Annotated in this window: 16 protein-coding genes; 12 read left to right on the top strand and 4 right to left on the bottom strand. The window is 68.7% G+C overall.

Annotated elements, in window-relative coordinates:
• Window positions 1-193: 193 nt before the first annotated feature.
• Genes eccD through eccCa form a run of 3 tightly spaced genes read left to right on the top strand, consistent with a single transcriptional unit; the run spans window position 194 to window position 7,128 of the window.
• Window positions 194-1,615 (top strand): type VII secretion integral membrane protein EccD, encoded by a 1,422-nt coding sequence (gene eccD, locus ACQPYY_RS04510; protein ID WP_433592849.1) that lies wholly within the window; start codon window positions 194-196, stop codon window positions 1,613-1,615.
• Window positions 1,576-3,084 carry a type VII secretion-associated serine protease mycosin gene (gene mycP, locus ACQPYY_RS04515; RefSeq protein ID WP_433592850.1) on the top strand — a complete coding sequence of 503 codons (1,509 nt, stop codon included), beginning with the start codon at window positions 1,576-1,578 and terminating at the stop codon, window positions 3,082-3,084. Before eccD ends, mycP begins: the two co-directional genes overlap by 40 nt.
• Window positions 3,085-3,105: 21 nt before the next feature.
• Entirely contained in the window at window positions 3,106-7,128 is a 4,023-nt protein-coding gene (gene eccCa / locus ACQPYY_RS04520; protein ID WP_433592851.1) for a type VII secretion protein EccCa, read from the top strand.
• Window position 7,129: 1 nt separating this feature from the next.
• Here eccCa and ACQPYY_RS04525 read toward each other — a convergent pair whose 3' ends face one another.
• Window positions 7,130-7,813: a GNAT family N-acetyltransferase gene (locus ACQPYY_RS04525; RefSeq protein WP_379105212.1), complete on the bottom strand. Its 684-nt coding sequence runs from the start codon at window positions 7,811-7,813 to the stop codon at window positions 7,130-7,132.
• The gene (locus ACQPYY_RS04530) at window positions 7,810-8,673 is read right to left on the bottom strand and encodes a GntR family transcriptional regulator (protein ID WP_433592853.1); all 864 of its coding nucleotides are present in this window, start codon (window positions 8,671-8,673) and stop codon (window positions 7,810-7,812) included. The genes ACQPYY_RS04525 and ACQPYY_RS04530 overlap by 4 nt, the downstream gene beginning before the upstream one ends.
• Before the next feature lie 151 nt (window positions 8,674-8,824).
• Between ACQPYY_RS04530 and ACQPYY_RS04535 the strand changes: the two genes are divergently transcribed.
• The 3 genes from ACQPYY_RS04535 (at window position 8,825) to ACQPYY_RS04545 (ending at window position 11,917) form a co-directional block, all read left to right on the top strand.
• Complete coding sequence (locus tag ACQPYY_RS04535) at window positions 8,825-9,331, top strand: DUF4254 domain-containing protein (protein ID WP_357282322.1); 507 nt, start codon at window positions 8,825-8,827, stop codon at window positions 9,329-9,331.
• Between the two features lie 145 nt (window positions 9,332-9,476).
• Window positions 9,477-10,643, top strand: a complete 1,167-nt coding sequence (locus ACQPYY_RS04540; protein WP_433592854.1) for a DUF7373 family lipoprotein — start codon at window positions 9,477-9,479, stop codon at window positions 10,641-10,643.
• An 8-nt stretch (window positions 10,644-10,651) separates the two neighbouring features.
• Window positions 10,652-11,917: a DUF7373 family lipoprotein gene (locus ACQPYY_RS04545; RefSeq protein WP_433592855.1), complete on the top strand. Its 1,266-nt coding sequence runs from the start codon at window positions 10,652-10,654 to the stop codon at window positions 11,915-11,917.
• A 7-nt stretch (window positions 11,918-11,924) separates the two neighbouring features.
• Here the strand turns inward: ACQPYY_RS04545 and ACQPYY_RS04550 are convergent, their stop codons facing one another.
• A complete protein-coding gene (locus ACQPYY_RS04550; protein ID WP_433592856.1) occupies window positions 11,925-13,742 on the bottom strand; it encodes a serine/threonine-protein kinase in 1,818 nt (605 codons plus the stop codon).
• 245 nt (window positions 13,743-13,987) lie between these two features.
• A complete protein-coding gene (locus ACQPYY_RS04555; RefSeq protein WP_433594566.1) occupies window positions 13,988-15,445 on the bottom strand; it encodes an AAA family ATPase in 1,458 nt (485 codons plus the stop codon).
• A 2,722-nt stretch (window positions 15,446-18,167) separates the two neighbouring features.
• On the opposite strand from ACQPYY_RS04555, the gene infA reads away from it, so the two are divergent.
• From infA to ACQPYY_RS04585, 6 genes are all read left to right on the top strand, one after another.
• Window positions 18,168-18,389 (top strand): translation initiation factor IF-1, encoded by a 222-nt coding sequence (infA, locus tag ACQPYY_RS04560; protein WP_040804562.1) that lies wholly within the window; start codon window positions 18,168-18,170, stop codon window positions 18,387-18,389.
• A gap of 122 nt (window positions 18,390-18,511) precedes the next feature.
• Entirely contained in the window at window positions 18,512-18,625 is a 114-nt protein-coding gene (gene rpmJ, locus ACQPYY_RS04565) for a 50S ribosomal protein L36 (RefSeq protein ID WP_033085975.1), read from the top strand.
• Between the two features lie 180 nt (window positions 18,626-18,805).
• On the top strand, window positions 18,806-19,177 hold the full coding sequence (gene rpsM / locus ACQPYY_RS04570) for a 30S ribosomal protein S13 (RefSeq protein WP_326309472.1): 372 nt from the start codon (window positions 18,806-18,808) through the stop codon (window positions 19,175-19,177).
• A gap of 9 nt (window positions 19,178-19,186) precedes the next feature.
• Window positions 19,187-19,600, top strand: coding sequence for a 30S ribosomal protein S11 (gene rpsK, locus ACQPYY_RS04575; RefSeq protein WP_213557959.1), 414 nt, complete (start codon window positions 19,187-19,189; stop codon window positions 19,598-19,600).
• Window positions 19,601-19,621: 21 nt separating this feature from the next.
• Window positions 19,622-20,227: a 30S ribosomal protein S4 gene (gene rpsD, locus ACQPYY_RS04580; RefSeq protein WP_357088930.1), complete on the top strand. Its 606-nt coding sequence runs from the start codon at window positions 19,622-19,624 to the stop codon at window positions 20,225-20,227.
• 104 nt (window positions 20,228-20,331) lie between these two features.
• Window positions 20,332-21,390: a DNA-directed RNA polymerase subunit alpha gene (locus tag ACQPYY_RS04585; RefSeq protein WP_033085978.1), complete on the top strand. Its 1,059-nt coding sequence runs from the start codon at window positions 20,332-20,334 to the stop codon at window positions 21,388-21,390.
• Window positions 21,391-21,410 lie beyond the last annotated feature (20 nt).

Below are 21,410 nucleotides of genomic sequence, written 5' to 3' on the forward strand. Positions count from 1 at the left end.
TTCGTCGAACCTGGTTGGTCTTTCGTTCACTTTCCCCACCCACACCGCGCGAATCGCACGGCTGCGGACAGTCGGATACATTATGGTTAACCGCCCTGGGCGGGCAACTGTTGAGAGCTATAGGGGAGCAGTTCAGCAAGTGACAGCACAGTCGATCAGCGGCCCGCGGGCGGCTGAACCCGAATTGTGCCGAGTGTCCGTCATCGGGGGGAATACCCAGCTCGACGTCGGTCTGCCGGCCAACGTGCCGATCGCCGCGTTCATCGGTGATCTGGTGCGTCTCATCGAATCCCGCAATCCCGATCCGATCGGCGGCGATGAGGGTGGCACGCCACTCCAATCGCAGCATTGGACACTGGCCAAATTGGGCCGCGACATGATCGCGCCCAGCCAGACCCTCAATGACGCCGAGATCTACGACGGCGAATTGCTGGTGCTGCGCGCGGTTTCCGCGAAGGAAGCGCCCGCGCTGTTCGACGACGTGATCGACGCTGTGTCGAGACTCACGGCCGAGGAGTTCCGCAGCTGGTCGCCGAGCGCGGCCCGCTGGACCGGTCTGGTGGGCGGAGTGTCGGCGGTGCTGTTCGCGGTGCTGCTGGCGCTGCTGTCGCGGTCGGACGGCGACAAGTTCGTCGCACCGCCGCTGCTGCTGCTCGGCGCGATCGGGGCCCTCGTCGCCGGGGCGATCGCCATGCGCAAGTACGCCGACGAGCTGACCGCCACCGTGCTCACGCTGTGCATGCTGCTGCTCACCTTCGGTGGCGCGGCGCTGGCCGTGCCCGGTTCGCTGGGCAGTCCGCACCTGATGCTCGGCGCGGCCGCGACCCTGCTGCTCGCCGTGGTCGGCTACCGCATCATCGGGGCCGGCGCCGCGGTGGTGTCCGCGGTCGTGACCGTGGTGCTGCTGTCCGGACTCGGCGCCGCCGTGCGCATGATCTGGGACGCCGGAGTGCCGAAAGTGGCTGCGGGCGTACTGGTCGCGTCGATCGTCGTCCTGTCGATGGTGCCGCGACTGGCCGCCATGCTGGCCCGACTACCCGTGCCGCCGGTGCCCACCGCCGGCGCGGCCATCGACCCGGCCGACCACGAACCCCGCCCCACCATCGAGGGCATCGGCGCGATCGGCGCCACCGTGCTGCCGTCCGCGCACGGACTCGGGCAGCGCGCCCGCACGGCCAATCAGTTCCAGACCGGCATCGTGGTCGGCAGCGCCATCGGCGCCGTCGCCGGTGCGCTGGGCACGGCCGATCCATTGAATTCCGGCCGCTGGCAGGGCATTGCGCTCGCCGTGGTCGTCTCGATCATCCTCTGCCTGCGCGGACGCTCGTTCGCCGATCTCACCCAGGCCGCCACCCTGATCGTCAGCGGCTGCGTCACCTTCATCGGGCTGGCGGTGCTGCTCGCGGTCGCCGACGACGGCATGCCGCTGCTCTCGGCCGGACTGCTGCTGGCCTTCGCGGTGGGCGCCATCGGATTCGGCGTGATCGGCCCGCACGTCGAGGTCACCCCGGTCACCCGGCGCTTCAACGAGATCTTCGAGTACGGCTTGATCTGCTCGATCGTCCCGTTGGTGCTGTGGATCATGGACGTCTACTCGACGGCCCGGAACATATGATCGCGCGTCCCGGAAACTGGGCGCGAACACTGTGTGCGGCAGCGATTCTCGGCGGTGCGCTGCTGGGGCCGCAGGCCCCGGTCGCGAATGCGGCTGTCAGCCGGCCCAATCCCGACCTGTCCCATCTGGGGGAGGCGCAGGGGCTGGCGGGTAAGCCCGCGCCGCCGGTGCCGACGCAGAAGAACGCCGTCTGCGTGGAACAGTCGCTCAAGGGCGACGCGCCGCGCGACGAACCCGTCGCGCAGAAGGTGCTCGACCTGCCCGCGGTGTGGCGGGCCAATCCCGGCCCGAACCGCAAGGGCGCGGGGCAGAAGGTCGCGGTCATCGACACCGGCGTCAACCGGCACCCCCGGCTGGCGAACCTCCAGGGCGGCGGCGATTATGTCTCCGACGGAGACGGCACCAGTGAGGACTGCGACGGCCACGGCACCTTGGTGGCGGGCATCATCGGCGCGCAGCCCGGCCCGGACGACGCCTTCGTCGGCGTCGCGCCGGACGCGGAGATCCTGTCCATCCGCCAGCTCAGCGACGCCTACAAGGCCAAGGACTCGGCGGGCGGGGACACGCCCGGCAGCATGAGCAAGTCCGGCTACGGCAATATGCAGACGCTGGCCGCGGCCGTGGTGCGCGCGGTGAACATGGGCGCCACCGTCATCAATATCTCCGAGGACGCCTGCACCGCCGCGGGCGGCGACACCGCCGACGCGGTGCTCGGCGACGCGGTGCGCTTCGCCTTCGAGCAGAACGTCGTCGTGGTGGTGGCCGCGGGCAACGTGGACCAGAACAGCGGCTGCGGAACCCAGAACGACACCTACACCGACAGCCGGACCAGCTGGAGCAAGGTCAAGACCATCGCCAGCCCGGCCTGGTTCGACAAGTACGTGCTCCCGGTCGCCTCGATCGACCCCAACGGCAGCCCGTCGAGCTTCTCGCTCTACGGCCCGTGGGTGGGTGTCGCGGCCATCGGCACCAATATCGTCTCGCTCGACAACAAGCCGGGCGGGACCGGACTGGTCAACGCCACCGGCGTCGACTCCGGCCAGAAGGCGCTCAACGGAACCAGTTTCGCCGCACCCTATGTGGCGGGCCTGGCGGCGTTGGTGCGGGCCAAGAACCCGGACTGGTCCGCGCGGCAGGTCATGAACCAGATCATGCTGACCGCGCACCAGCCCGGCACCGGCCGCGACGATCGCATCGGCGCGGGTCTCATCGACCCCGTCGCCGCGCTCACCACCGTGTTCCCGGCGGACGTGCTCACCGCCGAGACGCCCGAGCTGCCGATCCACGCCGACGCCGACAAGTCCCACGCCTTCCCCAAGCCTGTGCAACCCGCCGGCCCGCCGCGCCTGCCGCGGCTGGTGGCCACCGTCGGCACCATCGTCTGCCTGTCCGCGCTGGGAATCGGTCTCGCCGTGTCGATTCCGTTCCGGCGCCGGCGCACCGACGACGAGCTGCCCGACCTCGACTAACGACGACCGGAGAACTACCCCATGGCTACCGAAGGTTTCGTGCGCCGCCCCCGCATCGCGCCACCGCGCGCGCCGGGCGGCGAAATGGCGCTGACGGCCCCGCCGGAGATTCCGCGTCCGGTGCCCGCGCCACTGATGAGCAAGCTGATGCCGGTCGTGATGATCGTCGCCATGATCGGCATGCTGGCCATGTTCGCCATGATGGGACGGTCCGTGCTGACCAACCCGTACATGATGATGATGCCGATGATGATGGTCATGTCCATGGGCGGCATGCTCATGGGCCAGCGCGGCAGCAACAAGAGCTCCGGCGAACTGAACGAGGAACGCAAGGACTATTTCCGCTACCTCGACCAGACCCGCCGCGAAGTCCGGCGCACCGGGCAGAAGCAGCTCGAGACGCTGATCTGGAGCCACCCCGAACCGGCCGACCTGCCCTCGATCGTGGGCTCGCGGCGCATGTGGGAGCGGCGGCCCGCCGACCCCGACTTCGGCCACGTGCGGGTCGGCATCGGCACCCACCGGCTCGCCGCCAAGCTGGCGCGGCCGGAGACCGGACCGCTCGAGGACCTGGAGCCGGTGTCCACCGTGGCGTTGCGTCGTTTCGTGCGAACGCATTCCGTGGTGCACCACCTGCCGACCGCGGTGTCGCTGCGCGCCTTCCCCGCCATCAATGTGGAGGGCCCGGCCGAGGACGCGCGCGGGCTGGTGTGGTCGATGCTCATGGAGCTCACCGCGTTCCACGGACCCGACCACGTCGCCGTCGCCATCGTCACCGCCGAACCCGACTGCGAGGCCTGGGCGTGGGCGAAATGGCTACCGCACGTTCAGCATTCGAGCGAACGCGACGGCATGGGCGCGTCCCGCATGATCTACGGCTCGCTCGGCGAGCTGGAGACCGCGCTCGCCGACGACCTGCTCGAGCGCGGCCGGTTCATGCGCAACCCGCAGCCCACCCAGGGGCGGCTGCACCTGGTCGTCATCATCGACGACGGATATGTCAGCGGCAGTGAACGTTTGATCAGCGAATCCGGTCTGGACGCGGTCACCGTCATCGACCTGAGCGCCGCCGAGAACAGCCTCGCCGCGCGACGCGGCCTGCAGCTCGTCGCCACCGGCGGCGAGGTGTTCGCCAAGAGCGCGGCGGGCACCGAGAAGTTCGCCAACGCCGACACCGTGACATTGGCCGAGGTCGAGTCCTTCGCGCGGAGTCTGGCCCGCTTCCGGATCGCCACCGCGGCGCAGATCGTCAGCCTCGGCGACAACACCACCGCCAGCGACCCGGGCCTGATGAACCTGCTCAAGATCCCCGACGCCGCGCAGATCGACCCCGCCAAGGTGTGGCGTCCGCGCGCCGGGCGTGAGCGACTACGCGTGCCGATCGGCATCACGCCCGACGGGACGCCGGTCGAGATCGACATCAAGGAATCCGCCGAGAACGGCATGGGCCCGCACGGCCTGTGCATCGGCGCGACCGGTTCGGGCAAGTCGGAATTCCTTCGCACACTAATTCTTTCGATGGTAACCACGCACTCGCCCGACCAGCTCAACCTGATCCTGGTCGACTTCAAGGGTGGCGCGACCTTCCTCGGCATGGACCCGCTGCCGCACGTGGCGGCGGTCATCACCAACCTCGAGGAGGAGCTCGAGCTCGTCGACCGTATGCGCGACGCGCTCGCCGGTGAGATGAACCGGCGTCAGGAACTGCTGCGCTCGGCGGGCAACTTCGCCAATGTCGTGGAGTACGAGAAGGCGCGCGCGGCCGGGGTGCCGCTCGATCCACTGCCCGCGCTGTTCGTGGTCATCGACGAGTTCTCCGAATTGCTCTCGCAGAAGCCGGATTTCGCGGACCTGTTCGTCATGATCGGCCGACTGGGCCGGTCGCTGCACGTGCACCTGCTGCTTGCCTCGCAGCGGCTCGAGGAGAACAAGATGCGGGGTCTGGACTCGCATCTGTCGTACCGCATCGGTCTGCGGACCTTCTCGGCCAACGAGTCCCGCGCCGTGCTGGGCATCACCGACGCCTACCATCTGCCCGGTATCCCGGGTTCTGGTTACCTCAAGAGCGACGCCTCGGATCCGTTGCGGTTCAACGCGACCTACGTGTCCGGGCCTTACGTCGCGCCCCGCTCGGCCCGCCAGGCCGCCGACGGCACCACCGTCGTCGAGGCGCCGCCGCGCGAATTCACCGCCGCCATGGTCGAGATCCTCGAGCAGCCCGAACCGGAGAACCCGTTCGATCCGCTCGACCTGCTGCCGCCCCCGCCGCCCTCCGGCGACGAGGGCCTGCCCGACAGCCTGCTGCAGACCGTGGTGAAACGCCTGACCGGGCACGGCCGTCCCGCCCACGAGGTGTGGCTGCCGCCGCTCGAGGAGTCGCCGACCGTGGACATGCTGCTGCCGGATCCGGACTGGCGTTCGCCGGTCAACCGGCACGGGCAGCTGTGGATGCCGATCGGCATCATCGACAAGCCCTACGAGCAGCGCCGCGACGTGCTCACCATCAATCTCGCGGGCGCGCAGGGCAATGTGGCCGTCGTCGGCGGTCCGCAGTCCGGCAAGTCGACCACGCTGCGCACCATCATCATGTCCGCGGCGGCCACCCACACCCCCGAACAGGTGCAGTTCTACTGCCTCGACTTCGGTGGTGGCTCCATGGCCGGCCTGGTCGGGCTGCCGCACGTCGGTTCGGTCGCGGGCAAGCTCGACTCCGACCGGGTCCGGCGCACCATCGCCGAGCTCACCACCCTGCTGCGCGAACGCGAGGAGCGCTTCGCCGGGCTGGGCATCGAATCCATGGCCGAGTTCCGGCGGCGCAAGCACGCCGCGCAGAACGCGCCGCAGTCCGACGACCCGGTGCTGACCGACCGCTTCGGCGACGTGTTCCTGGTCATCGACAACTGGCAGGTCGTCCGCGAGGAATTCGACAGCCTGGAGCCGCTGGTCGGACAGCTTGCGGCACAAGGCCTTTCGTACGGCATCCACGTGATCCTGGGCGCCAACCGGTGGGGCGAGATCCGGGCCTCGGTCAAGGACATGATCGGTACCCGCATCGAACTGCGCCTGGGTGACCCCTCGGACTCCGAGATGGGCCGCCGGGTCGCGGTCAACGTGCCGCTCAACCGGCCCGGCCGCGGTCTCACCGCCGACCAGCTGCACATGCTCATCGCCATGCCGCGCCTGGACTCCGACACCAATGCCCAGAACCTGGCCGAGGGCGTGGCCGCCGCGCGCACCGAGATGCAGGCCATCTGGGGCGAGCGCCGCGCGCCCGAGGTGCGCACCCTGCCCGGCAGCGTGCCCCGCGAGCAGATCCTGGAACTGGCTCGCCGCCACGGGATTCAGCAGGGCCCGACCAAGGTGGTCATCGGCATCGGCGAATCCGAGCTGCAGCCGATCGTGCTGGACTTCGCCGCCGACCCGCACTTCATGGTGTTCTCCGAGGTCGAGTCCGGCAAGACCACGGTGCTGCGCAACATCATTCGCGGCATCGCCGAGAGCTCCGACGCCGATACCGCGCGCGTCATTCTCATCGACTACCGCCGCACCCTGCTCGGAGTCCTGGAGGGCGACCAGCTCGCCGGGTACTCCACGTCCTCGCAGACCTGCGGCGGCATGATCAAGGAAGTCGTCAATTACCTGTCCAAGCGCATCCCGGGCTCCGACATCACCCCGCAGCAGCTGCGTGACCGGGACTGGTGGACCGGACCCGAGATCTACGTGGTGGTCGACGACTACGACATGGTGGTGGCGGGCGGAAATCCGCTGGGCGCGTTGATCGAACTGCTCCCGCAGGCCCGCGACATCGGCCTGCACGTGGTCATCTCCCGCAATATGGGCGGCATCTCCCGCGCCCTCTACGACCAGGTGCTCGGCTCGATGAAGAACCTGTCCGTCCCCGCGCTGCTCATGAGCGGCTCCCGGGACGAGGGCAAGCTCATCGGCGACATCCGCCCCATGCGCCTGCCGCCCGGGCGCGGCATCCTCTGGTCCCGCTCCCGCGGCGACGAGATGATCCAGATCGCCGACCTGCCCGCGCTGTAGCTCAGGTGGTGGCCGCCGAGCCCGGCTCGGCGGTCACGCCCGGGTGCGGGCGGACGAAGGGGTGCTGGGTGAGGGTCCAGGTGGGGGCCGAGACGGGATCGATGGTGAAACGGGTGGTTTCGCCGGCGGCCAGGGTGAGGGTCGGGCGAACCAGGTCGTGAGACCAGGCCGAGGTCGGGCGTTCGAACAGGGCCCGGGACGGGCCGGTCGCCTCGGGGCCCGCGATGCGCGCGAGGCGGAAGCCCGCGCGCCGGTAGTAGGCGTGCAGACCCTGATTGGTGGTCCAGGCGTCCAGGCGGACCCAGCCGCGGTGCTGGCGGCGGGCCAGGAGCGCGGCGTGCGCCAGCAGCGCCTCGCCGACGCGGATTCCGGCGAAGCGGAGATCGACGATCATGTAGTGGATGATCACGGCGTCGGCCAATTCGCCAGGGGACCAGAGGTTCTCGTCGGCGCGGTCGTTGACGGTGATGGTCCCGGCGGGTTCGCCGTCCACCTCCGCTATCCAGGTTTCACCGCGCCGGACCGCGTGGGCCACGGACCGGACGAAGGTCTCGATGGGGAGACCGCGTCCGGCCCGCGTCCACTGGTCACTGCCGCGCGCTGCCAGCCAACTGGTGCGCTGCAACCGGAACCTGGTGATGGTCCCCAGATCCGCGACGCGGGCCCGACGCAGGTGCGGTTTCATGGCGAACCGGGTAGCAGGGAATTACCGAAGGAATGGGAATTACCGGTCGGAAAGGGCGCACCCAGAGTTTTACGAATAATGTCCGTTCCTTCGTCATCGCCCAATTCGTATGCCAATCGGTTGCGGGCCGCAGTGGAACGATGACGGGTCACTCGAGTGACGCGATCATGATTGGCCCCGATGCGTAAATGATCGAGAAGAATGGTGCCTGGACCGATGCCCAATAAAGCCGCTTCCTCGGCCGTGGCGGGGCGGGAAACGACCGTGTCGCGGTGCGCCGTCTCGGCGTAACCGCGGTCGGCGAGGCGCCGCGTCGTCCCCTCGGGGATATCGTGCGGCGCGTCGATTCCGGTGGCCTCGGCCAGATCTCGCGGATAGAAGCTGACCTCCCATGACCACGGTTCGTTGTCCAGATACTGCATGATAGTTCGCGAAACCACCCATTCGTCGCGCGCCACGCCCAGCCAGTGCGCGACCTCCTGACTGGCCGGTTCCATTCTCGCGCTGAACTGTTTGGACGGCTCACGACCGGCGGCGCGCGCGATCTCCGAGAAGATGTCGTGCGCCGCACGCGGCCGATCAGGCCGAATATGGTTGGTCACAACGGATTCCAGGACCTCCTGGCTGCGCACGATGGTGCCCCGGGAAGTCGCGGTATAGACCAAATTCTCGGCAACCAGGAGTTGAATCGCATTGCGAGCCGTCGTAATCGAGACCTGCATCTGATCGGCCAACTCATTGTGACTCGGTAGTCGATCGCCCGGTTCCCACTTGCCGGCGCGGATCTCCTCGCGGAGGAGGTCTGCGATCCGTTGGTATCTCGGACCGTCTGCCATCTCGCTCCTCGGTTGTTGCTTCAAGGGTTGGAAGTCTACTCCGGTAGTTCTACTGCCGTGTAAGGCTTGACAGGAGCATTCTGAGGTTTATTGTAATGAACGTCCTGAATGCGGTGTTGTTATACGTCGAACGCGAGGCAACGTGGCAGGTTCGGAGACATCAAACACGGTCGTTGTGGCATTGCCCGACGTGTCCTGTTCCTATGTGGACTTGGAGGCGCAGCCACTGGCTTCCGGCCTATTGCCGACCTCCGACCTACTCTTGCGCGCTTGTCGCGGTCACCGGGTCATCGGCGGACCCCTGCTGTGGTTCGCCCACGATCTCGCGGTACTGCACGAGCGGCGAGTGGTCGGGCGCGGTGGAGTCGGTCCGGAAACCGATCCGACCTCGATCATCGAAAACAAGCGTCGCCGAATCGAATTGGTCATGGCCATAGACGATTGGATCGTGCGCTCGGTGCCCCAGCATCGCCTGGGTGCGACCCTGCACACCGAAACAGTCGGATCGGTCATCGACCGGCTCGCGGACGCATCAGTGAGAGCGCATCACGCGTTGATGACCCTTGACGCCAATGATGAAATGCTGCACGGCGCTTGGCACCATTTAGCCGAATTGTCGGACGCCTACGACGATCTCGTGCGAGATGTTCTCGCCGGGCGTCGCCGGCTGCCGGCCTGGTAACAGCTGGACCGATGCGCGGTCCGGGCCCGAGGGTGGCCCGGACCGCCATCTTTGCGTTTCCGTTATACGGTTGGCACGATCATTGAGTTCGACCACAAGGGGAGTTGTGGACAAGCTACAAGTTCGTGCGATAGCCGCTGCGCTGGTGGCGATTACGGCACTGGCCACGGGGGGATGCGGGTCCGACCCGGCGCCCGCCTCCGCGACCGTCGACCTGGCCAAGCTCGACACCGGCAGTTATGCCACCAAACCCCAGCAACTGGTCCCCAAGGACCCGGCCCGCATGAGCCGCAATATGGAAGCCATGCGCCTCGCGGACGCTGTGCCGTTGCCGCAGCAGATCGATCCGGCGCTGACCCACAATCTGGGTGGGGTGCACGCCTTCATCGACGTGAAGGCCTTCGGCAGCAGTTCGCCTTTCGCGTCCTTCGACAACGACGCCTTCACCGCGAGCACCCCGGGACTGATCGCCGGATTCGGAACCGCGGCGGCCTCCAACGCCGACACCAAGAACCTCGGGTACACACTGCGGCACTCGGTGATGATCTTCGAGAGCGACGCCGCCGCGACCGCCGCGGCCACCGCGCTGTCGGGCATGCGCTTCGACACCATCACCAATCCGGATCCGTTGCAGTCGACGGTGTATCCGAGCGCGCGCGTGGTGTGGATCCCGCAGTTCCAGGCGCTCTCGTCGTGGTACGCGACCGGCCGGTACGTGATCGGGGATGTGGTCAACCACCACGAGAACGTCGAGCTGAAGATCTCCGATCCGAACGTGATGCTCGCTCTGGCGGACAAGGCGATCGGCGTGACCGTGGAACGGCTGAAGGATTTCCGGCCGACTCCGGTGGACCAGCTCGCCAACCTGCCGCTCGATCCGCAGGGCATCCTCGAGCTGACCCTGATCCGTCCCGACGGTGATCAGACGGCCTTCGCGCTCCAAGGCACCCTGAGCCGGGACGCGGCGTTGCACCGGGAGGACGACCCGAACGAGGGACGCGCGCTGTTCGACAAGTTCGGCGTGGACTACATGGGATTCGGCGCCGGGCGGCTGGTCCGCACCCGTGACGCCGCCGCGGCCGAGGGGTTCGTCGGCGTGGAATCCGTTGGCCGCGTCTGGCATCGGATCGACTCCCCGCAGGGGCTGCCCGACGCTCGCTGCGTCAAGTACCAGGGACCGGTCGCGTTCCAGTTCCCGTACCGCTGCATGGTCGCCTACGGGCGGTACGCGGCCGAGGCGTGGTCGCAGCAGCCGCAGGACGTGTATCAGCGGATCTCGGCGCAGTACGCCATTCTCGCCAACGACAAATAGGGGTAGTCGTGAACAAGATCAATCGGCGTAGGGCCGTATTCGCCGCTACCGCTGTCAGTTTCAGCCTCGTACTCGCCGGGTGCGGGGGCACAGTCTCCGGGTCTCCCGCTGCGGGCGAGATCGACATCCGAAACCTGGCCATCGGCAACTACCCGACCACGCCCCTGGACTTCCGCGCTTCCTACGATCACTCGTCCCGTGACGGCAGCGCCATCGCAGTCGCACGGCTCGGCGATGCCGTGGTGAGCGGCGCGGACGTCGACCCGAGCTTCAGCTACACGGCGCTGTCCCGGCCCGAGACCGGGTTCGTGATCGCGAAGGCCGCCAGGCCGGTGCTCGACGACAATCACCTGATGCTGGCCTATTCGACCACGGTCAGCGACCGCTCCCGCCTCGAAATCCTCTACATCGACCACAGTTCGGGCAATTCGAGTCCCTTCGAAGGTTGGGAGAACGACCCCGCCGCGACGACTTTCAACGTGACGGTGATGCAGTTCCCCGACGAACAGCAGGCGCGGGCGGCCGCCGAGGGCATCGATTCCGCCGACTTCGCCGTCGCGGCCGCCGATAACGTCCCGGTCAGCCTGGACAGGTATCCGGCCGCGAAAGGCCACTGGAGACCCGGGATTCCGACCATGTCGACTACGTTGTCCCGCGGCCGGTACGCGATCAATGTCTCCGTCCGGACCCCCACAGCGGAGATCGACGGGCTGAAAGCACTGGCCACGAAGATCATCGACGCCCAGCTGCCGCTGCTCGACAAGACGCCCCCGCTGACCGCGCGCGAGATCCTCTACCTCGACTACGACCCCGAGGGCATGCTGCGGCGGACCCTGCACCCCGCCGACTATCCGCGCCCCGGACAGGACGAAGCCGTGCGCACGGCGCGTGGCTACCTGCACACCGTCGACAACCAGGGGCCGTGGAAGCCCCTGCTGGACGACAACGGCGTCGACCTGACCGCCACGACCGTCAAGGGCGCGTTGCTGTTCCGCGCCCGCGACGCGAAAGCCGCAGCGAGCCTGTGGACGGGCATCAACGGGCTCATCCAGGGCGCGACCGACGCGCCGCCCGGCGTGCCCGGGGCGACCTGCGCCGAGAACCCCAGCCCCAACCGCACCAGCTTCTCCCAGGCCTGGAACGCCACCGACCGCTACGTCTGCACCCTGCACTACGACCGCTACGTCGCGCGCGTCGCCGGGGCCCAGCTCATGGACGCCCAGCAACGCGCGGCCGCGCAGTACGCGCTGCTCGCCAAGGCGCAATACCTGTAGCGCGCGGCTACTTCGGCAGCTTCGAGACCGCGTCGGCGAGGAGTTTCGCGGCCTTGCCGCACGCGTCCGGAGTGGCCGACTGATCCGACACCTGCAACTTCAGCTGCTCGGCATTGCCCTTGTCCGTCGGGCGCACCAGGTAGGCGATATTGCAGTCGTTCGGGGTGCGGGCGCCGATCACATAGGTGGTGTAGTCGCCGGTCTGCACGGCCTCGTAGGCCCAGTCGCCCTGATCGGGGCGGGACTGGTCGACCAGGTCGACGCGCACCCAGCCATTGGGGCCGACCACCGCGCACCCGTGCGGCGAATGCTGACGGTCGGTGACCTCACCGGTGATGTCGTGAATCGTGCTGTCCTGCAGCAGGGAACACGGGTCCACGCGCAGGACCGACGTCGCGGCGGCCTTACGCTGGGGGACCACCTCGGTCAGCTGCTCGGCCACGGCCGCCAGCGCCTGCTCGGCGGCGGTGCAGGCGGAACCCGGCTGGGCCGCGGGATCCAGCTGCTCGGCCGACATGCGCAACGGGACATCACCGGCCGACTTGGCGACCAGGACCGTGTCGCACGTGTTGTCGGCCGCGCCCGCGCTGAGGACCGTGCCCCAGCTCGCGGTGTGCGTGGTCGGCTTCAACTGGTCCACGCCGATCGCGGCATCGGGAATGTCGAGGGTGTAGTGGACCTTTCGCTGCGACGCGTCGAGCACCGTGGTTGCGCAGCCGCCGGGCTGGGCCTCCGGATCGCCGGTGCGGGTGCCCAACTTGCCGGGCAGCGCCTTGTCCAGGACCGCGCAGGTGTCCAGCAGTCGCAGTTCGGCGGCCGTCAGATCCAGCGACGAATCCGTGCGCGCCTGCGCGTGCCCCTCGGTATCGGAGGCGCGGACCAAGCCGATCACCGTACCGCCCACCACCACGACGCCGGTCACGGCCGCCGCCGCCCAGCCGACGGTGCGGCGGCGGCGATCCGCCAAGCGCGCCAGCTGATCCCGGTAACGGGTCTCCTGCTCACCACTCGACGCCCACCACTCGGCGTCGGTGCGGTGCGCCTCCAGGAAATCCAGCACCGGCTGCGGCCAGGCCGACTCCCCGGGAATGCGCTCCGCCTGCTCCAGCAGCTGCCGCGCCGACGGGCGATGCGCCGGATCGGCCGACAGGCAGGACTCGACCAGCTTGCGCAGGGCATGCGGGACCGCCTGCAGATCCGGTGTCGCCGACATGGATCCGGTCGCGGCCAGCACCAGCAGCATGCCCACGGCGTAGATGTCGACCGCGGAGGTCACCGGCTGGCCCTCGGCCTGCTCGGGCGCCAGATACGCGGGAGCGTCGGCGGTGGCCGAACCGTCCTCGCGGGCGCGCGTGATGCCGAAATCCACCAGGCGCGGGCCCTCGATGGTCAGCAGCACATTGCCGGGCTTCAGATTCCGGTGCACCAGAACCGCGCGGTGCACCTCCAGCAGCGCGGACGCCAGCCCCGTCGCCAGCATGCGCAGTCCCGGCACCGGCAGCGGGCCACAGCCCGCGATCACCGTCGCCAGGTCCGGCGCGGGCAGATACTCGGTGGCCAGCCACGGGCGTTCGGCATCGGCGTCACTGTCCACCACCGGCGTGAACCAGGAACCGGTGAGCTGCTTGCCGGTCTCCAGCTCCCGCTGCAGGCGGGCCCGGAACTCCATGTCCACCGTCTGCGCGCGGTGAATCCGCTTGACCGCCACAAGCTTTCCGGTCGGCGTCCGACCCAGGAGCACCCGGCCCAGCTCACCCGTGCCGACCACCGCGATCATGTGGTGCGGGCCGATCCAGCGCGGATCGTCGGGCAGCAGCGCCTTCATCGGAGATCCGCCGGGTTCGGCGCGAGCGGGCAGGGTGCGGCGGACAGGCCGCGGACATTACGCATCCAGGTGTACTCCGAGTTCTCGGGGTCGGCCGCGAGGAATTCGCCGGACAGGGCGGCAGCGCGATCGAGCCACAAACTAGCACCCGTTCGAAGCCGTGTCATGCGCAGCCACCCGCCCGCGGCCCCGTCACCGCGGGGTCGAACGCCCTGCCGCCGAAGCGCTTCGGAAGCGGTCCCTGGTCAGCCCCGATAGTGCCGGTGGTCGGCGCCGAAATCATCGGCGACCGTGGCCGCCAGCTCCACATAAGCGCGCTTGACGGGCTTGCTCAGGCGATGCAGATCGATCTCGGCGCCCTCACCCAGGTGAGCGTCGTACGGGATGATGTGGACCGCGCGGCAACGCGACAGGAAGTAGTCGCGCAACTGATTGATCCCGACATTCGGGGCGCCCGGGCGGGGCAGGTTGATCACCACCACCGCATTGCGGACCAGATGGTCGTGACCGTGCAGCGACAGCCAATCCAGCGTCGCCGCCGCACTGCGCGCGCCGTCGATCGCCGACGACGAGATCAGCACCAGCGAATGCGCCAGATCCAGGACGCCCGCCATCGCCGAGTGCATCAGGCCGGTACCGCAGTCGGTCAGAATGATGTTGTAGAAGCGCTGCAGGATCCGCGCCACCGCGCGGTACTCCTCCTCGCTGAACGCCTCCGACGCCGCCGGATCCCGCTCACTGGCCAGCACCTCCAAGCGGCTGCTGCCCTGCGAGGTATGCCGGCGCACATCCGAATACCGCTGAATGTGCTCGTCCAGCAACAGATCCCGCACCGTCGACCGGGTCTGCAACGGCACCCGCTGCGACAGCGTCCCGAAGTCCGGATTCGCGTCCACCGCGATCACCCGGTCCCCGCGAATCGACGAGAAGATCGAACCCAGACCCATCGTGGTCGTCGTCTTCCCGACGCCGCCCTTCAACGACAGCACCGCGATCCGATAGTCCCCACGCACCGGCTGCCGGATCCGCGCCACCAACTCCTGCAGGCGGCGCTCCTCCGCCGACATGCCGGGATTGATCGCGCCACCGGACATATGGTGCACAGCCCGCCGCCACCCCGAACCCGGAGCCTTCTTCGCCCGGCGCAACGGAACATCATCGAGCGACGGGGCGGGACCACCGGCAAACCCGGCCGGGCCCCGAGTGCCCTGCGGGGGACCGGCTTGGGCCGGAGCGCCGTACTGACCGGGCGCGCCGAATCCGGGCTGCACAGAACTCATCCCGTACTGCCCGGGCAGGTGGCCACCCGGCTGCGCGTTCATGTCACCCCAGACGGGCGCGTCCGGACCGGGCTGCCCCGGGAAACCGGGACCGGGCTGCCCCGGAACGCCAGGCGCTGCGGACGGGCCGGGCCCACCCGGGTAGCCCTGCTCCGGCCCGGGTGCGGTCCAAGGCATCTGCCCACCCTGCGGGCCATCGGCTCCCGGACCCCACTGCGGCTGCGCGGGAGCGCCGTCGCCCGGCATACCCGTGCCGGGCGGAACCATTCCGTCAGTCCGCGGGCCGTCGAAGCCGGCGGCCGCAGCCTCGGAGATCGCGGCATTCGACCACGGGTTCGCATCAACCCCAACGCCATCGGGACCCTGCGGAGCCGACTGGGACGCGAGCGGCCCCGCCGGGAAACCCCGCGGCGGAGTCGGCATCCCGGAATCGGGCTGCGCCGCGGTGACCGGATGCCGACCACTCAGCCCAGCCGCCGCGGCCTCGGACAGCGGTGCGTTCGCCCAAGGATTCACGTCCGGGTCCTCGGCCTCCGCCGTTTCCGGACCGTCCGCCGAGGGGCGTTGCCCGGGCATCGAGGGGTGGCCGTCCGGTGCCCAGGCTGCCGGTGGCACGACGTTGTGCCCGGCAGGGAACCCCGGAGAGATGCCCGGGATATCGGAATCGTGCGCGGTGGGGTCGGTCGAATGCGGCCCGGCCTCGGTCTGGGGGCCGTTGGCCCATGGATTCAACTGCGGCGGAACGGGTCCGGGTGGGAAGCCGTGGTTCGGCGGCATCGGAGGAACGCCGGAAGTCGAGGCGGGCGGCAGGCTCTGAGCGCCGGGAGTGCCCGGAGCGAGTGGCAGGCCCTGAGCACCGGGGAAGGGACCCGGCGCGGGCGGCATGTGCTGCGCGCCAGGGAACGGTCCCGGCGGCGGTGGCAGCCGTTGACCGGCGTCGCCGGACTGCTGCGGGCCACCCGGGACCTGCGGCAGCGGGCCCGACGCCGGTACGGAAAGACCGGGCGGCGCGGGCGGAATGTCGACGCGCGCATCGGCAGGCGGCGTGCCCTCCACCGCGCGGTGGCGGCCCGGCGTCATCGCCTGATCGAAGTCCGCGTCCGGGTCCGAGGTCTCGCCGGCGCCCAGCTCGGCCAATTCCGCGTCGAGCAGGTCGTGCGCAGCGGCCGTCGTATTCGGTACGGGAGGAACGCCATTGCCGGTGCCCGGGCGATCGGCCGAGGTCGGCTTCGGCGTGCCCGGAGCCGGGACGGGCTCCGGTTCGCTTGCGGCGGTATTCGATTCAGGGGCAGGCGGGAGCGGCCGGCGAGTCGTCGGATCGGCGGGCGCGATGACGCCGGAACCGGTCGCGTCCAGATCGCCCGGAGCCGGCGGCAGCGGCGGCTGCGACATCTTCGTGGTGACCTCGGCCGGATCGGCCGCGAGCGGATCTGCCTCCGGGCCGCCGTCGGACAGCTCACCGGGAGCCGGGGGCAGCGGCGGTCGCGCGGCACGAACCGCGGGATCACTTGCTGCTGAGGCCATTTCGCTCGGAGACGGCGGCAGTGGCATCCGCGTGGTCGGATCCGCCGGGGGACGGGCGGGGGAGGCCGCGTCCGGGTTTCCCGCAGTCGGCGTGCCCGCGAGGGACGCGCCTGCGGGCTGCGCACCGATCGGCGTTGCCGGGGCGGCCGCCGCGGGAGGCGTCGGAGGCGCGGAGAACCGCGGGCCCTGCGGGGGCGTCAGCGGACCCGAAGACGGACCGGGCTGAGCGGGTTCGGGCGCGACGGGCGGTTGAGTGGGGTCGCCGGTGAGTCTCGGCGGCTGGCCGGGAGCCGGGGAACCGTCGAAGCCCTGACCGTCCGGGCTGCCGGGTGTGATGGGCTGGCTGTTCGGTGAAACCGATTCCGCGCCTTGGCTATTCGCGGGTCGCCCGGCGCCCTGACCTGCCCCCTGGGCTGCGCCCTGCCCGTTGGGCGGCTCGGCGAGCGGGGTCTGGCCGACCGGCGGCTGCGTAAATGGCGACTGGCCGGCGGAGTTCGCGGCCTGCGTTCGTTCGGCGGGCGGCTGTGTGAATGGTGCCTGGCCAGTGGTCTGGGGAGACTGCGGTGCCTGGCCGACGGGTGTCGGGCCGTTGGGCTGCGACTGAGGCGTCTGGCCGGCGGGCGGCTGTGTGAAGGGCGATTGGCCAGTGGGCTGGGGAGCGTGCGGTGCTTGGCCGATGGGCGGTCGGCCGTTGGGTTGAGACGACTGCGGCGACTGAGCGGCGGGAGGCTGTGTGAATGGTGCCTGGCTGTTGGGCTGGGGCGGGGTCTGAGCGGCGGGTGGGGGCGTGAAAGGCGCCTGGCCGTTCGGTCCGGATGAGTGGCCGTTGGGAGGCTGATTAGAAGGAGCCTGGCCGTTGGGGTGCTGGGCGGCCGGGTGCTGGCCGATGGGGTGGCGGCCGGAGGGGGAGGTCGGCGGGGTCGGCTGGGCGCCGTTGGGCTGCCCGCCGTTCTGGGGGAGGCTGAAGTGGGTGCCGGGGTCGCGGGTCGGCATCGGGGTGGGCGGAGTCGGCTGCTGGGTGCGCGGCTCGGCGGGACCGGCCGGGGGAGCGGCCGCGGGTCCGGGGGTTCGGGGGAGTGGCGCTGCGGGTTCGGGGGCCGAATCCTTGCGGGGCTTGCGGCGGCCGAAGAGGCGGCGGCCGCCCTTCTCCTCGGGGATGAGGTCGTCCTGGGGGAGGTTCTCGACGGGGGCTTCGTATCCGGTGTCGGTGACGTCGCTCTCGGAGAGCCAGGGCGGGAGCATCGGGAGTCCGTCGTTCTCGCGACTCACATCTACCCCCGGGTGCCTCGATCTATCGTGCAGGACACGGCGTAGTTTAGCGATTCCCGGCGACTGCGTGCCCGGCGTGTACCGGCCGCCCGCGGCCGGGGCATAGCCCGCGTGACCGGGGAGGGGCACGTCACGGCACCCGTATTTGGCCGGATCTGGGGCGACGGGTAAAGTAGGTCGCTGGTGACTTACATAGTGGCTGTGGCATGTCTTCGTGCCGCCTCCAGTGAGTATGTCACCGGGTTGGCCACAGTGCACCAGCAATCCATCGGTGCGCCTGCGAAACTCATGGTCGACCTGCCGTAATGAGCTTGAACCAACCAGGTTCAGCCTAACCGGGATCGCGGAGGATATGGCGAAGAAGGAAGGGGCCATCGAGGTCGAGGGCCGGGTTATCGAGCCGTTGCCCAATGCGATGTTCCGGATCGAGCTGGAGAACGGGCACAAGGTTCTGGCCCACATCAGCGGCAAGATGCGGCAGCACTACATCCGCATCCTGCCCGAGGACCGCGTCGTCGTGGAGCTCTCGCCCTACGACTTGACCCGCGGCCGCATCGTCTACCGCTACAAGTGAGTCGCTCCTCGCGGGAGCGCATCAAGACTTCCGGGACGATATGTCCCGGGTTTCCCCGGTCGAACTGACCGGGGAAAAACTGTGTTCACGGCCAGTGAACACCAACCCAGATTGGATCTGACGTGAAGGTTCAGCCGTCCGTCAAGCCGATCTGCGAGAAGTGCAAGGTGATCCGCCGTCACGGTCGGGTCATGGTGATCTGCGAGAACCTGCGCCACAAGCAGCGTCAGGGCTGATCTCCGCCAAGCACCGAACGCAGTTCGGATTGGCAATAAGAAGCACTCCCAGCGCCAGTCGCCGTCGCCGAGTCCCGTCAGGGGACGGATGGCGGCCTACCCCCGGTACGGAGGCCGGGGCCCCACTTACGAGGGGACGGCCAGGGAGCAGACCTCCGCAAAAGTAAGGAAACGCCAACCATGGCACGTCTGATGGGCGTCGACCTCCCGCGCGAAAAGCGCATGGAGATCGCGCTGACCTACATCTTCGGCATCGGCCGTACCCGCGCCAAGGAGATCCTCGCGGAGACGGGCGTCAGCCCGGACCTGCGGTCGAAGGACCTCAGCGACGACGACCTGACCAAGCTCCGCGACTTCATCGAAGCGCAGGACTTCAAGGTCGAGGGTGACCTGCGCCGCGAGGTGCAGGCCGACATCCGTCGCAAGATCGAGATCGGCTGCTACCAGGGCATCCGCCACCGCCGTGGCCTGCCCGTGCGTGGCCAGCGGACCAAGACCAACGCCCGCACGCGCAAGGGTCCGAAGAAGACCGTCGCCGGCAAGAAGAAGTAGGGATAGCGCATGCCTCCGAAGAGCCGGGCCTCGGGCCCGAAGAAGACTCAGAAAGCGCGTCGCCGGGATAAGAAGAACATCCCGCACGGCCACGCTCACATCAAGAGCACGTTCAACAACACGATCGTGTCCATCACCGACCCCGAGGGCAACGTCATCTCCTGGGCGTCCTCCGGCCACGTCGGTTTCAAGGGCTCGCGTAAGTCGACCCCGTTCGCCGCTCAGCTCGCCGCCGAGAACGCTGCCCGCAAGGCGCAGGAGAACGGTGTCAAGAAGGTCGACGTCTTCGTGAAGGGCCCGGGTTCGGGCCGCGAGACCGCGATCCGTTCCCTCCAGGCCGCCGGCCTGGAGGTCGGCACGATCTCCGATGTCACTCCGCAGCCGCACAACGGCTGCCGTCCGCCCAAGCGGCGTCGCGTCTAGCGGGAAAGGAAGAGTAGAAAAATGGCTCGTTATACCGGCCCTATCACCCGCAAGTCGCGTCGTCTGCGTGTCGACCTCGTCGGAGGCGACCAGGCGTTCGAGCGTCGTCCTTACCCGCCCGGCCAGCACGGCCGCGCGCGGATCAAGGAGTCCGAGTACCTCATGCAGCTGCAGGAGAAGCAGAAGGCTCGCTTCTCGTACGGCGTCATGGAGAAGCAGTTCCGCAAGTACTACGAAGAGGCGAACCGCCAGAAGGGCAAGACCGGCGACAACCTGCTGCGTCTGCTTGAGTCCCGTCTGGACAACGTCGTGTACCGCGCCGGTCTGGCCCGTACCCGTCGTGGCGCCCGCCAGCTGGTCTCGCACGGCCACTTCACCGTCAACGGTGTGAAGGTCGACGTGCCGAGCTTCCAGGTCTCGCAGTACGACATCATCGATGTCAAGGCGAAGTCGCTGGCCATGTACCCCTTCCAGGTGGCGCGTGAGACCGTCGGCGACCGTCCGATCCCGGGCTGGCTGCAGGTCGTTCCCGGCCGTCTGCGGATTCTGGTGCACCAGCTCCCCGAGCGTGCGCAGATCGATGTTCCGCTGCAGGAACAGCTGATCGTCGAGTTCTACTCGAAGTAATAGGTGCGCGTAAGCGTGCCGCTGGTTGTGGCCCTGGGTCCCTCAGGGCCGCAACAGCTCCCACAGAGTGGGCGTCAAATAGTGGGCGTCCGAAGGAGGAAGAAATGCTGATTTCACAGCGACCGACGCTGACCGAAGAGGTCGTGTCCGAGAACCGGTCGCGGTTCACCATCGAACCGCTGGAGCCGGGTTTCGGTTACACCCTCGGCAACTCGCTGCGCCGCACCCTGCTCTCGAGCATCCCGGGTGCCGCGGTCACCAGCATCCGCATCGACGGCGTGCTGCACGAGTTCACCACCGTCCCCGGTGTGAAGGAAGATGTCACCGACATCATCCTGAACCTCAAGGGCCTGGTCGTGTCGTCCGAAGAGGACGAGCCGGTCACCATGTACGTGCGCAAGCAGGGCCCGGGCACCGTCACCGCCGGTGACATCGTCCCCCCGGCGGGCGTGACCGTGCACAACCCGGACATGCACATCGCCACCCTGAACGACAAGGGCAAGCTGGAGATCGAGCTCGTGGTCGAGCGCGGTCGCGGCTACGTCCCGGCCGTGCAGAACAAGGCGTCGGGTGCGGAAATCGGCCGGATTCCGGTGGACTCGATCTACTCGCCGGTTCTCAAGGTGACGTACAAGGTCGAGGCTACCCGTGTCGAGCAGCGCACCGACTTCGACCGGCTCATCCTGGATGTCGAGACCAAGAACTCGATCTCCGCGCGGGATGCGCTGGCGTCGGCGGGCAAGACCCTGGTCGAGCTGTTCGGTCTCGCGCGCGAGCTGAACATCGAGGCCGAGGGCATCGAGATCGGCCCGAGCCCGGCCGAGGCGGACCACATCGCCTCGTTCGGCCTGCCGATCGAGGACCTGGATCTCACCGTTCGGTCGTACAACTGCCTCAAGCGTGAGGGCGTGCACACCGTCGGCGAGCTGGTCGCCCGCACCGAGTCGGACCTGCTGGACATCCGCAACTTCGGTCAGAAGTCCATCGACGAGGTCAAGGTCAAGCTGCACTCGCTCGGCCTGTCCCTCAAGGACTCCCCGGCTTCCTTCGATCCGTCCTCCGTCGTCGGCTACGACGCGGCGAGCGGCACCTGGAGCGACAGCGGCTCGTTCAGCGACACCGACAGCGGCGAGCAGGACTACGCCGAGACCGAACAGCTTTAGGCGGCTCGGGGCCAGCGCCC

This window comes from Nocardia sp. CA-145437, from assembly GCF_050956485.1.
Classification (GTDB): Bacteria; Actinomycetota; Actinomycetes; order Mycobacteriales; family Mycobacteriaceae; genus Nocardia.